This window comes from Arcticibacter tournemirensis, from assembly GCF_006716645.1.
GTDB lineage: Bacteria > Bacteroidota > Bacteroidia > Sphingobacteriales > Sphingobacteriaceae > Arcticibacter > Arcticibacter tournemirensis.
This window is the reverse complement of sequence record NZ_VFPL01000001.1, coordinates 706,466-719,132: the sequence shown is the minus strand read 5'-3', so window position 1 is coordinate 719,132 and position 12,667 is coordinate 706,466. Positions and strand designations below refer to the sequence as shown.

At 42.1% G+C, this 12,667-nt stretch carries 12 protein-coding genes; 2 read left to right on the top strand and 10 right to left on the bottom strand.

Going from position 1 to position 12,667, the window contains the following annotated elements:
• Positions 1–112: 112 nt before the first annotated feature.
• Positions 113–283: a FeoB-associated Cys-rich membrane protein gene (locus BDE36_RS24220; protein ID WP_338080149.1), complete on the top strand. Its 171-nt coding sequence runs from the start codon at positions 113–115 to the stop codon at positions 281–283.
• On the opposite strand, the gene ispF is transcribed toward BDE36_RS24220, so the two are convergent.
• Entirely contained in the window at positions 280–771 is a 492-nt protein-coding gene (gene ispF, locus BDE36_RS03115; protein ID WP_128767877.1) for a 2-C-methyl-D-erythritol 2,4-cyclodiphosphate synthase, read from the bottom strand. The two genes, BDE36_RS24220 and ispF, sit on opposite strands and share 4 nt — an antisense overlap.
• Positions 768–1,925: a type IX secretion system outer membrane channel protein PorV gene (porV, locus tag BDE36_RS03110; protein ID WP_235904379.1), complete on the bottom strand. Its 1,158-nt coding sequence runs from the start codon at positions 1,923–1,925 to the stop codon at positions 768–770. The genes ispF and porV overlap by 4 nt, the downstream gene beginning before the upstream one ends.
• A 225-nt stretch (positions 1,926–2,150) precedes the next feature.
• Between porV and BDE36_RS03105 the strand changes: the two genes are divergently transcribed.
• On the top strand, positions 2,151–3,776 hold the full coding sequence (locus BDE36_RS03105) for an SUMF1/EgtB/PvdO family nonheme iron enzyme (protein ID WP_128767878.1): 1,626 nt from the start codon (positions 2,151–2,153) through the stop codon (positions 3,774–3,776).
• 54 nt (positions 3,777–3,830) lie between these two features.
• Here BDE36_RS03105 and BDE36_RS03100 read toward each other — a convergent pair whose 3' ends face one another.
• The 8 genes from BDE36_RS03100 to nuoL are packed head-to-tail and all read right to left on the bottom strand — an operon-like array spanning position 3,831 to position 12,631.
• Complete coding sequence (locus BDE36_RS03100) at positions 3,831–4,493, bottom strand: DUF4159 domain-containing protein (protein WP_141813691.1); 663 nt, start codon at positions 4,491–4,493, stop codon at positions 3,831–3,833.
• Between the two features lie 3 nt (positions 4,494–4,496).
• Complete coding sequence (locus BDE36_RS03095; protein WP_141813690.1) at positions 4,497–5,195, bottom strand: 16S rRNA (uracil(1498)-N(3))-methyltransferase; 699 nt, start codon at positions 5,193–5,195, stop codon at positions 4,497–4,499.
• A 19-nt stretch (positions 5,196–5,214) separates the two neighbouring features.
• The gene (locus BDE36_RS03090; RefSeq protein WP_141813689.1) at positions 5,215–6,540 is read right to left on the bottom strand and encodes a hemolysin family protein; all 1,326 of its coding nucleotides are present in this window, start codon (positions 6,538–6,540) and stop codon (positions 5,215–5,217) included.
• A gap of 5 nt (positions 6,541–6,545) precedes the next feature.
• The gene (locus tag BDE36_RS03085; protein ID WP_128767882.1) at positions 6,546–7,091 is read right to left on the bottom strand and encodes an inorganic diphosphatase; all 546 of its coding nucleotides are present in this window, start codon (positions 7,089–7,091) and stop codon (positions 6,546–6,548) included.
• Complete coding sequence (locus BDE36_RS03080; RefSeq protein ID WP_128767883.1) at positions 7,084–7,761, bottom strand: DedA family protein; 678 nt, start codon at positions 7,759–7,761, stop codon at positions 7,084–7,086. Before BDE36_RS03080 ends, BDE36_RS03085 begins: the two co-directional genes overlap by 8 nt.
• Positions 7,762–7,817: 56 nt before the next feature.
• Positions 7,818–9,194 carry an NADH-quinone oxidoreductase subunit N gene (locus tag BDE36_RS03075; RefSeq protein WP_141813688.1) on the bottom strand — a complete coding sequence of 459 codons (1,377 nt, stop codon included), beginning with the start codon at positions 9,192–9,194 and terminating at the stop codon, positions 7,818–7,820.
• A 28-nt stretch (positions 9,195–9,222) separates the two neighbouring features.
• A complete protein-coding gene (locus BDE36_RS03070; protein WP_141813687.1) occupies positions 9,223–10,701 on the bottom strand; it encodes a complex I subunit 4 family protein in 1,479 nt (492 codons plus the stop codon).
• A 22-nt stretch (positions 10,702–10,723) separates the two neighbouring features.
• The gene (gene nuoL / locus BDE36_RS03065) at positions 10,724–12,631 is read right to left on the bottom strand and encodes an NADH-quinone oxidoreductase subunit L (RefSeq protein WP_141816476.1); all 1,908 of its coding nucleotides are present in this window, start codon (positions 12,629–12,631) and stop codon (positions 10,724–10,726) included.
• Between the last annotated feature and the right edge of the window lie 36 nt (positions 12,632–12,667).

Below are 12,667 nucleotides of genomic sequence, written 5' to 3'. Positions count from 1 at the left end.
AAAATGCTTTCAAAAAATTTTGGCAAAGGTAAGGTTTTAAATCCGCATTTCAGAGGGTTTGCAATCGTTAAAATCTCATGACAATCAGATATTAAGATTAGTTTACTTTTGTATGATGAGAGTACAGGAAATAATAGTGATTTGTCTATTCCTGATAGCCCTATTTTACATTGGCAGAATGATTTATAGAAATCTTAATAGTAAAAAGGGATGCGGACATTGTAACCAATGCGGTGTCGATTTTTCCAATGTAGATCCTCAAAAGAAAAAGGATCTCCTTTAGCCCTGGGATTCAATCTTCTCTATCAAGCATACCGCGTAAGCTACAACGCCCTCTTCTCTTCCTATAAAGCCCAGTTTTTCATTTGTTGTCGCCTTAATTGAGATGTCTTCTTCTGAAAGTTGCATTACCTCCGCGATATTTCTTTTCATTTGCGGTGCATGTGGATTGATTTTCGGGGCCTCAAGACAGATCATGGCGTCCACGTTCCCAACCTGCCATCCCTTCTCTTTAAGAAGAGTCATACATTTTTTCAAAAGAGTGAGGCTACTAACCCCTTTCCATCGATCATCTTTGTTTGAAAAATGAAAACCTATATCTCCTAAGTTCGCTGCACCAAGAACAGCATCGCAGATGGCGTGCAGCAAGACATCAGCATCCGAATGTCCAAAAGCGCCTGAATGATGGTCAAGCGTTACGCCGCCAAGTACAAAAGGATGTCCCTCCCTTAGTTCATGAACATCAAATCCAAATCCTACTCTAATCTTCATTTCTTAATATTGAATGCAAGTGAAAAACGCAGCGTATTAGCCAAAGGGCTTTTCTGCTGGCTACCGGGCAGATATGAAAAATCAAGATTAAATTGTCCATACCTGAATCCGGCCCCTAAGGTAAGATATCTCCTGTTACCTTTATCCGGATTCTCATAAAAGTACCCCGCTCTGAGCGCTATTTGCTTGTTGTATACGTACTCGCCTCCTAATGAAAAAGCTATTTCCTTAAGTTCTTCCGAAAAGCCTCCGGGAGCATCCGTAAAAGACCCAAATATTGCTGATGGAACCGACTTATCAGGATTGTATCCCCTGAGTATGTTTCCTTCAGCATCTCTTTCAGGGGGAGATGGAACCAGTAACTTATTTATATCGAACGCAAGGGTAAATTCGTTCCTGGACTCAAAAACGGTGGCTGCCGCTCCTAACCGCAGGTTAGTTGGCAAGAACAATTTACTTCCTCCATCGGTATAGCTTATCTTATTCCCAATATTAGAAATGACTGCGCCAAAAGCAAGCAAGCCGTCCTTCCCGAAGAATACTGTTTCCTTATTGTAATAGCCAGACACATCCGCGGCAATAGCTGTCCCTGGTTTTGCGTACTGCCCCTGGGTAATTTGTCCGTCGGACAGGTTCGAACGTATAAACCGTATGCTCGTCCCGAGAGAAAATACTTCTCCAAACCGTCTCGAAAAGGTTCCGTCTATAGCGAACTCATTAGGATTGAAAACAGTAGGACTATCATCCGGGCCAACTCTCTGCTCAAGGTTGCCCGCAGAAAAGTACCTTAACGATATACCTAAAACATTCCGGTCATCCAGGCGATAATAGCCGTTCACATATGCCAGATACATATCCGATATTAATTGCGAGAGCCAGGGGCTGTATGATATAGACACCCCTGCACTATCCCTTAAAAAAGCAAGTTTTGAAGGATTCCAGTGTATCGCATTGATATCAGGGGTCGTTGCCGCGCCAACATCACCCATCCCTCCAGAGCGGGCGTCAGGACCTGTCAAAAGAAAAGGCACCCCCGCCTGAACAACGGCGTCTTCCCGGGCAACTGATCCGGACTGCGCCAATACGCCCGTTGACAGCAATAAAATTAAGGCTATCAGCGCCGCTAAGGCATAAAACAACTTCCTGATCATCATTCATTAAAAGTAAAAAAAAAATTATACGGGGCATCATTTTATTAAAAACCCCGCGGCTCTCTAAAACTGAAATTGTTCAGCTTTAGGGTTTTAATTACCTAGTTTTAAATTGGTGTAACCCACGAGATTAATAAGCGTATAAAGATAAAATCGGCTTTGAACTTGATTTTGTCATGCTGATGATTTATGACTATTTTAGCATCGTAGCTCTCATTAATAATTTAAATGAAAAAATTATCTATACTTTTTAGCGCAGGGATATTGGCGTTGGGAATCTTTGGGACTTCCTGTAAAAGCAAAAGTAGCGGAGCTTCCTCTAAAACCGGATGGGCCTACAATAATAAATATAATGGCGGGTTTTCGGTGGCAAGAAAAGTCAAACCGGGGCCAGGACCCGGACTTATTGCTATTGAAGGCGGAACATTTGTAATGGGAGGAAGCCTTAACCAGGATTTATCATATGAGTATGATAACCTCAGAAGAAGGGTAACTGTAGCATCATTCTACATGGATGAAACTGAAGTTTCAAATGTCGACTGGCGCGAATACTTATACTGGATACAGCGAAATTTCCCTGAAGACAGGGAGTATTATTACAATTCACTGCCAGACACGCTGGTATGGCGCCGCCCATTGTCGTATAACGAGCCTTATGTCGAAAACTATTTAAGACATCCTGCATTTCAAGACTACCCGGTTGTTGGTATTAGCTGGGAACAGGCACGGGATTATGCAGAGTGGCGTACGGATCGTGTGAATGAGGAGATATTAAGAAGCAAGGGAATTATGCTTGATCACAAAACCCTTGCACGGGGAGGTAGCGCTACTACAGCTGGAGCCGCTCAGGCAACTACTGCTGCAGCTCCTTCGACACCGTTTAATACGGATATTTACTTGAACGGGCAGTATCAGGGAGCGGGAATTGACGGAAAGAGAATGCCTAAAAATCTTAATGCTACTTCAAGTCCAGCTGCCGGAGCTACTACCGGAAAAACCGTAGCAAGAAGACCTGTTACAAGAGAAGACGGTGTTTTAAAAGAACATTATCGTCTGCCAACGGAAGCTGAATGGGAATATGCGGCCTTGGCGCTCGCAGGCAATACTCAATACGAGAACATTGAGGATGGGAAAATCTATCCATGGGGAGGACTTGGAGTAAGATCTCCTAAGAAGAAAACTCAGGGCCTTATAATGGCCAACTTCAAAAGAGGAGAAGGTGATAACATGGGTACAGGCGGTTATCTGAATGATAAAGCCGACATCACAGCGCCGGTAAAAAGCTACATGCCGAACGACTTTGGTTTGTATAATATGGCGGGCAACGTGAACGAATGGGTTGAAGATACCTACCGCAAGCTTTCATTTGAAGATTTTGAAGACTTTAACCCCTTCCGCGGAAACCAGTACGTGAATAAACGCCTGGAAGATAAAAAGAAATGGACATACGCAAAAGATAAATATGGCCGACCGATTAAGGATCCAGCACCCTCACGCAGAAAGCAAACATGGGCTGAACTAAATGGATTAGCCGATAGCTCGGCAAACTCTGTCGCCTCGTCCGGGAGATCTTTCGATCCTGATATGAGAGGATTCCAGGATACGGTAGATCAGAACCTATACGGAAACACTTCATTGGTGAACGACCGCTCGAAGGTTTATAAAGGAGGATCCTGGAATGACCGCGCATACTGGCTCAACCCTGCAACACGAAGATTTATCCAGCAGGATGAATCGAGTGCAGAAATTGGCTTCCGCTGCGCGATGAATATGGTGGGTTCAGCAGAGATCAATACGAAATATAAGCCCCAGTTTAGTCAGCCTAAATCAAGAGCAACAAGCAGGGCGAGATAAGAGTATCATTACTCAATAAAAAAGGGGCGATTTATTGAATAAGTCGCCCCTTTTTTATTGAGTAAATACGAACTGAATAAGATTTGCGCCCATTTCAAGCGCTTTCTGGCGAGTCGCTTTAGAATCGCCTGGGTATGTACCGTAGTCTTCCCAACCGTTCCCAAGATCACACTCATAGGTATAATAAACAACTACACGCCCTTTATAAACAAGTGCCAGTCCCTGCGACCTTTTCCCATCATGCTCGTGTATCTTAGGCAAACCTGCAGGGAAATTGAATTTTTGATTATATATAGGATGTCCTGAACCCAACTCAAGAAATGTCAGTTCAGGAAATACTTTCTTCATTTGCGGCCTTACATACTTATCCAAACCATAATTATCGTCTATATGAAGAAATCCTCCCCCCGTTAAATAGCTCCTTAGGTTCTTCGCTTCCTGATCAGAAAACATAACATTTCCATGTCCGGTCATATAAACAAAGGGATAATTATATATACTCGAACTTCCTGCCTCTACAATAGCCTCTTCAGGCTCAAAATTAGTTCCAATATTTTTATTACAGAATGCAATAAGGTTTATAAGAGCCGTACGATTGGCATACCAATCGCCCCCTCCATTATACTTTAATCTGGCAAGTTTATAAGAGGGAACGGCCGGGCTCATTAAAAACGCAGCTTCTATTATCAAAAGAAGCATCAAACCCTTACGTTTCATCCCTTACCGGTTTAAAAAGTTTACTTCAAAGCACGCTTCAAGTCCGGCGGTCTCCGTACGGAGCCTGCTGTTACCCAAAGAGATCGGACGAAAGCCACAGTCTACTGCTTCCTGAAGCTCGCCCGGCGTAAAATCTCCCTCCGGTCCTATTAGTATAGTGTACCTACCTCCTGGTATCATACATTGTTTTAACGAAAATTTATCACCTTCCATACAGTGAGCAATAAACTTCTGTTCTTCAACCTTATTGATAAATTGCTTATACTTGACAGGCTCGTTAAGCACTGGATGATAGGCTTTTAAGGATTGCTTTACCGCAGATGTGATGATCTTGTTCAAACGCGCTGTCTTGGCCTCTCTTCTTTCAGAACGCTCACATATCAGCGGTGTAATTTCATCGATCCCTATTTCTGTTGCTTTCTCAAGAAACCATTCAAATCGCTCGATGTTCTTTGTCGGAGCCATCGCAATATGGAGGAAATGATTTCTCTTACCGTACTCAGTTGAGTGTTCTTCCACCGACAGAACTGTCTTTTTAGGGTTTGAATGAACGATTCGGGCCCTATAGAATCCGCCTCTGCCATCAATCAGAAACACCAGATCATTCGCTTGTAAACGCAAAACCTTTACACAATGCCGGCTCTCTTCTTCATTAAGCTCGTAATCACTGCCCTTGATATCTGGAGTATAAAACAGATGCATAAGCTACTTCTGTTACTTGTTATCTGTTGTCTATGGCATCTTCGTGGTTTATTACCAGATCCAGTTTAACCGACTCAACATTTTGTTCCGTCTTCTTTAAAATGGTAATAGTATAGCCGTAAAACTCTTTACGTTCTCCAACTTCAGGGATCTTCCCAAACAGATCACCTACCAGCCCGCCAACAGTATCATAATCTTCGTCCTCAGGTAAGTCATGCGGGAGATATTCGTTAACATCATAAATCGCCGCATTCGCATTCACGATAAACTCCTGTTCCGATACCTTCTCGACAATAGGTTTTTCTTCATCAAACTCATCCTGTATTTCACCCACAAGCTCTTCAACAATGTCCTCTAAAGTCACCATGCCTGCCGTCCCGCCAAACTCATCCAGAACAATAGCGATCTGAATGCGCCTTTGCTGAAACTCTTTCATCAGATCGTTGATCTTTTTTGTCTCGGGGATGAAAAATGGCTTCCGTATAATATCCTTCAAGATCATCTCTTTCCTTCCGGCAACAATCGGCAAAATATCTTTGGCATGAATAACACCAATTATCTTATCAATGGAGTCGTCATAAACAGGGATACGAGAGTACCCCTCTTTTAAAATAGTTTCCAGTACCTCGGATTCAGGGGCATTCATTTCGATCCCTGAGATCTTCGTTCTCGGAACCATGATATTCTTTACAACACGCTCATTAAAGTCGAATACATTTTTGATAAGCTCATGCTCGTTGCTGTCCAGGACGCCGCTTTCTTTACCCTGTTCAAGGAGGTATTGAAGCTCCTCAGAACTGTGTGCCGATTCGTGCCCGCTTATTGTACTAATACCAACAAGTTTGAGTAGAAGATTTGCCAAACCGTTTAATAACCAGATAAAAGGCCGGAATAATATATAAAAGAAGTGCAGCGGCAAAGAAATCCCCATAGTAACGCCGATGGGGCGCTGAATGGCTATCGACTTCGGCGCAAGTTCGCCGAATACAATATGAAGGATAGTAATAATCAAGAAGGCGAGAATTGGAGCTGCTGTGACAGTAAACGAGCCAACAAATTCGGGCCCTGCTCCGAATGCATACAGCAAGCTACTTAGAAGGTGTTCCATTACTTCTTCCCCGACCCAACCAAGTCCCAGCGACGCTAGAGTAATACCCAGCTGCGTAGCCGCCAGATAGGCATCAAGATGCTGAGTAATATGCTTGGCGGTTTTACCTACGCGGCTCCCCGATTTAGCCTGAATCTCAATCTGGGAAGCGCGTACTTTTACTATTGCAAATTCAGCTGCAACAAAAAAGCCGTTGAGTAAAACGAGAAAAAAAGTAAGAAATATCTGGAAGCCCATACTATCTATAGCTTGTTTGCAATAGTATTGTTGTACAACTCAATACTCTCCTGTATAACCCTGTATGCTTCCTCACGTCCCATCAGCTGCTCTACCGTAACATTTTTGTGTTCCAAAGCTTTATAATCCTGGAAAAATCTTACGATTTCCTTCATAGTATGAGGTGGCAAGCTGTCTAAATCATCGATGTAATTAACAGACATATCATTTTTAGCAACCGCAATGATCTTATCGTCCTGCTCTCCGTTATCTACCATGTGCATTACACCAATTACCTTGGCTTCTATGATCGACATTGGAAACACGTCAGCTGAACACAATACGAGAATATCCAGTGGATCTTCATCATCACAGTATGTTTGTGGTATAAAACCATAGTTGGCAGGGTACATCACCGACGAGAACAGAATTCTGTCGAGTCTTAACAGGCCCGACTCTTTATCTATTTCGTACTTGGCTTTTGAGCCTTTCGGAATTTCGATAATAGCATTAACAGATACTGGTAGTTGTTTGCCTGGTGAAACTCTGTGCCAGGCATTATCATTACTCATAGTCATTTATATTTTCGTTCAACTTTTTATTCTCACTTTTGTTTAAAACAAATTTCCTTTTCAGGAAAGTCCACACTAACGGAATCGCAGTAACAACAATAAATCCTACAATAATATACAAAAGGTATTCATCAATTTGCTTCTCAAAACGTCTGCCTAAAAAGAATCCCAATAAAGTTAAGGACGAAACCCATAAAATAGCACCGGAAATATTATAAAAAGCAAACTTTCTTGTATTTACGCCTATTACTCCGGCAACAATCGGAGCGAAAGTACGTACTATAGGAATGAAGCGCCCCATTATTAATGCAAAAGCCCCCTGCTTCTCATAGTATTCCTCAGCTGCCCTTATGTAACGCTTTTTGAAAAACAGCGAATCCTTTCGAACATAAAGTACAGGCCCCGTCTTCTTTCCAAACCAATACCCCACAAAGTTGCCTAGCACGGCAGCTGCAATTAACCCCCCAACCAGCGTATATATGGAGGCATCGAGCTTTCCTGTCGCAACGAACATTCCAGCCAGAAAAAGCAAATAATCGCCCGGTAGAAAAAAACCAAAAAAAAGTCCTGTCTCAGCAAAAACGACAAAAAGAACGAGGTAAAAACCTCCCTCTCTTAGAAGCCGTTCAGGATTTATCAATTGTTGAAGGTAGTCCCAGAGCTCGTACATAAATGAATATTCGTAAATCTACGAATATTAAAATAATAAATGATTTTAATATTCGCTCAAATCAGGCTTGCTATAAATTCAGGGTAAATACCCAGCACAACAGTAGCCAGCGCCGAAAAGGCAAGAACAATTTTAAAACCGGTAGGAACAGTTAGCTCTGCCCTTTCTTCGGGCTTAAAATACATAGAGATGATCACCCTGAAATAGTAGAATATACCAATTACGGCGTTGATAACAGCAAATACTACTAATATTGTATGATATGCAGAAAGCGTTCTGGAGAACATCATAAACTTGCCGACAAACCCTGCAGTAAGCGGAATTCCTGCAAGCGAAAGCATGGCTATTGTTAATGTAAAGGCAAGAAAAGGATTCTTCCTCGCAATACCATTAAAACTATCAAAGCTATCATTGCCGGTCTGACGCTGAAGTAATATCAGAGCAGCAAAAGCAATAACCGATGCTACAGAGTAAGCCGCAGCATAAACGAACAATGCATTCACAGAAGAGGCATTCAGGGCAATCAACCCAAATAGCATATAACCTGCATGAGAAATACTCGAGTAGGCAAGCATACGTTTAAAATGCTGCTGGTATACGGCGGTAACGTTTCCTATCAGAAGAGACAAGGCCGCAATGGCCACAATCATCGGGATCCAAAATTCCTGTTTAGGCGCAAAGCAGTACAACATAATACGCAAAAAGGCAGCGAATCCTGCAGTTTTAACAACTGTACTCATGTAAGCGGTGATCAAAGAAGGCGAACCTTCATATACATCGGGGGTCCAGAAATGAAAAGGAGCAGCACCCACCTTGAAACATAAGCCAACGATTAATAAAATAATGCCCGAATACAATAGAGGAGATGATTTAGTACTCGAAACGAGGTATTCTCTGATCTCCGCGAGATCAAAAGATCCTGTAGCACCATAAATAAGTGCTGTCCCGAATAACAGGAAGCCGGTCGAAAAAGCACCCATAAGGAAATACTTTAAAGCGGCCTCGTTAGATGAAAAATCCCTTTTCTTTATACCCGCAAGTATATATAGGCTTACCGACATAATCTCAATGCCGATAAAGAGCATTGAAAGGTTATGGTAGGAAACCATAATTATAATACCAGCAAGAGAAAACAGAATCAGCGCATAATATTCAGCAACATTTGCACTAATCCTCTCGAAATAATCCTTAGACAGAATCAGAACCAATACAGTTGTCAGGATAGTAATACCTGAAAAGACCACAGCAAAGCGGTCAAACTGCATCATATTGTTGAAGATGGGCTGAGCATAACTATTCCATTCAATCACGGTAAGCACAAATGCACCGGTCAGTCCCAGTAAAGTCACTGGCAGCAACGCCCTTTTTGCCTTAAACAAGCCTAAATATAAAATGAGTATTGCTAAAAGAGATATCGTAATTAATGCGTTCATTTTTCTAATTCTGTATCACTTATTCAACTTAGAATGTCGTACTTATGCCTTGTATTCTGCCATCTACCATTTCCACCAGAGATTTCACTGTCGCTTCAGAAATATGAAGAATAGGATTAGGATAAACCCCTATAACGATAATGAGCAGACATACGATTCCAAGTACCAGCTTTTCCGTTCCGTCAATCTCTTTAAAATTTAACGTACCTTCGTTGGTATTGCCAAGCATTGTACGCTGATACATTCTGAGCATATATACTGCACCGAAAATAATGGTAAGTCCCGCAATAACCGAAGCCCATAAATTGTAATTATACAGGCCCATCAACAGAAGAAACTCTCCGATAAATCCATTGGTAAGCGGCAATGCAATAGTCCCTAGCAGGATTACAAGAAAAGCAACGGCAAACGTGGGAGCAACTGCAGCTATTCCTCCCATCTTATCTGTATCACGCGTTTCCATTCTTCTGATGAGTATATCCGCTACAAAGAACAATCCAAATACATTTACCCCATGGTTTAACATCTGGATCATGGCCCCTTGTAAGCCTTTAACATTCCACACGAATACACCCGCTGCAATAAGTCCAACGTGCGCTATCGAAGAATAGGCTATAAGTCTTTTAATATCTTTTTGTTTAAACGCAATTATTGATGCGTAAACGATCCCCGTAATCGATAACAATAATGCAACAGGTCCCCACTCTGCAAAACCTAAGGGAGCTACTGGTATAAGCCACCTGATAGCGCCGTATATTCCCATTTTAAGCATTACACCCGCAAGAAGCATGCTTCCTGCAGTAGGCGCCTCTGTATAGGTATCTGGCTGCCAGGTGTGAAAAGGAAATACCGGCATTTTAACAGCAAAAGCAAGAAAAAACGCCCAGAATACCCAACCTTGTGTTGCCGGGTCAAGTGTTACCTTGTAAAACGACTGTATACTGAAAGTCCCGTCAGGAGTATGCGATGCCATATAGATGATACCTAACAGCATTATCAAGCTACCAAAAATGGTATAAATAAAGAACTTCAGATTAACACGAATGCGGTTCTCTCCTCCCCAGATTCCACAGATAAAATATATTGGAATCAACGCGGCTTCCCAACCTATGTAAAATAGAAAGCCATCTAATGCCGTAAACACAAGCAAAAGTCCGCTCTGCATAAAAAGGATCAATGCATAAAACGCTCCGGGGTTCCGGTAATGGTGTTTAAAACTCGAAAGTATAATAAGCGGAATTAGACCATTTGTTAGCAACACCATCAGCATACTTATCCCATCAATGCCGGCCTGGAATCTTATGCCAGAATATAAGAACCAAGGGTAATCATAGGTAAACTGAGGCTCCGGAGAATTGGGATTAAACACTGAAAGAAGATAGGCCGATAAACCCAACGACAGCAACGACCAGATAAAAGCCAGCGTTTTCACCCCTTGAGATTTACCCGATAAAGATGCTATAACAGCACCCACCAGAGGTAAAAATATAAGTAGTAATATTTCCATTTATTATTTCTTATCCCTCCCGTTATATTTTATAAAATCCATATAAGAGCAAAGCAATAATGCCTGCAACCATCATAAACAGATAGAAGCCAATATTGCCTGCCTGCAGTAACCTTAAGCCTCTTCCTGCAAGGCTTGTCGCTTTACCTAATCCGTTAACTATCCCGTCTATAGCTGCCTTATCAATAATTTTGTAGAAAAACCCTGATAAAAAATCTAAAGGTTTGGTAACAACAGCATTATAGATCTCATCGATATAATACTTGTTATATGATATCCGCGCCAGTATTCCCCGTTCAGCGTGATCGGAAGCCGGCACATGACGCTTAGCAACATATTTAACATAGGCAATTACTGCCGCAATAATAGCACCTCCAACCGATACCGCCATAAGAAGGTATTCGGTACTGTGCTCGAGAGCAAGAGCTGTTCCTTTAGCAGTCGACATTGCAAAGACCGGAGCAAGATATCCTGCAAGCCAATGATGCCCACCCAACACTTCCGGAATTCCAATAACCCCTCCAACTACGGATAACACAGCAAGCACAATTAAAGGAATGGTCATCGAAGGAGGCGACTCGTGCAGATGATGCTCCTGTTCATGCGTACCTCTGAATTTACCATAAAATGTAAGATAAACCATTCTGAACATATAGAAGGATGTCAACATCGCTCCAATTACGCCAATGATCCAGAATATCTTATTATGCTCATAAACATGCGCCAGAATTTCATCCTTGGAGAAAAACCCAGAGAATGGAGGAATACCGGAAATTGCAATCGTGCCGGCAAGCATAGTGAAGAATGTTACAGGCAGCTTCTTTCTTAATCCACCCATAAGTCGCAGATCCTGCTCGTTGCTCATTGCATGGATAACCGAACCCGCTCCAAGGAAGAGTAACGCTTTAAAGAAGGCATGTGTAATTACATGAAAGAAGGCACCGGTATAAGCACCTACGCCAAGTCCGAGAAACATATACCCTAGTTGAGAAACCGTAGAATACGCAAGTACTTTCTTAATATCTGTTTGGGTGATTGCAATGGTTGCTGCGAGAATTGCGGTAGCGAGACCTATAATAGCTACTACATCCATTGTCACCGGCGAAAGAGTAAAGAGGATATTAGAGCGCGCAATCATATAGATGCCCGCGGTTACCATCGTAGCCGCATGTATCAATGCAGAAACGGGCGTTGGACCAGCCATAGCATCGGGCAACCATGTAAAAAGTGGGATCTGAGCAGATTTTCCGGTAGCACCAACAAATAGCAGAAGCGTAATTAATACCAGTACAGGAGCACCGGCAGGCATTAAAGCAGCTTTTGCAAAAACGTCACCAAACTCCACGCTACCGAAGTAACGGAATATCAGAAATACAGCTATCAGAAACCCTAAGTCGCCAATCCTATTCATTACAAAAGCTTTTCTGGCAGCACTCGAATATGAATCATTTTTATACCAGAAACCAATAAGGAGATAAGAGCATAAACCTACCCCTTCCCAGCCGATAAACATTACAACGTAGTTTGATCCGAGTACCAGCAGGAGCATGAAAAAGATAAAGAGATTCAGATACGAAAAGAATTTAGCATAACCCTTATCGTTATGCATGTATCCAATAGAATAAATATGTATCAGAAAGCCTACTCCGGTTACCACAAGCATCATCAGTGAGCTTAGATGGTCTACCTGGAAGGCAAAAGCAATAGAAAGGTTCCCTGCATTTATCCAGCTGAACAAGGGCTGGTGATACGATGTAGCACTTGATTCACTTAACTCGTAGAATATCCCGGCACTTACTCCAAAAGACAGCAGAACCGCCAGACATCCAATTAATCCAACAATACTCTTTGGCAAAAAATTCCTGCCTATCCCGTTAATGAGGAATCCTAATAATGGGAACAAAGGAACCAACCAGACTAAATTTATCAACATGAATGCTATTCGTATAAATGTTTATTTATTGTT

Coding starts and splice junctions, on each gene's coding strand:
- BDE36_RS03070 (WP_141813687.1), bottom strand. CDS start 10,701: ATGGAAATATTACTACTTATATTTTTACCTCTGGTGGGTGCTGTTATA.
- BDE36_RS03075 (WP_141813688.1), bottom strand. CDS start 9,194: ATGAACGCATTAATTACGATATCTCTTTTAGCAATACTCATTTTATAT.
- BDE36_RS03100 (WP_141813691.1), bottom strand. CDS start 4,493: ATGAAACGTAAGGGTTTGATGCTTCTTTTGATAATAGAAGCTGCGTTT.
- porV (WP_235904379.1), bottom strand. CDS start 1,925: ATGATGATCAGGAAGTTGTTTTATGCCTTAGCGGCGCTGATAGCCTTA.
- ispF (WP_128767877.1), bottom strand. CDS start 771: ATGAAGATTAGAGTAGGATTTGGATTTGATGTTCATGAACTAAGGGAG.
- BDE36_RS03095 (WP_141813690.1), bottom strand. CDS start 5,195: ATGCATCTGTTTTATACTCCAGATATCAAGGGCAGTGATTACGAGCTT.
- BDE36_RS03090 (WP_141813689.1), bottom strand. CDS start 6,540: ATGGGCTTCCAGATATTTCTTACTTTTTTTCTCGTTTTACTCAACGGC.
- BDE36_RS24220 (WP_338080149.1), top strand. CDS start 113: ATGATGAGAGTACAGGAAATAATAGTGATTTGTCTATTCCTGATAGCC.
- BDE36_RS03105 (WP_128767878.1), top strand. CDS start 2,151: ATGAAAAAATTATCTATACTTTTTAGCGCAGGGATATTGGCGTTGGGA.
- BDE36_RS03085 (WP_128767882.1), bottom strand. CDS start 7,091: ATGAGTAATGATAATGCCTGGCACAGAGTTTCACCAGGCAAACAACTA.
- BDE36_RS03080 (WP_128767883.1), bottom strand. CDS start 7,761: ATGTACGAGCTCTGGGACTACCTTCAACAATTGATAAATCCTGAACGG.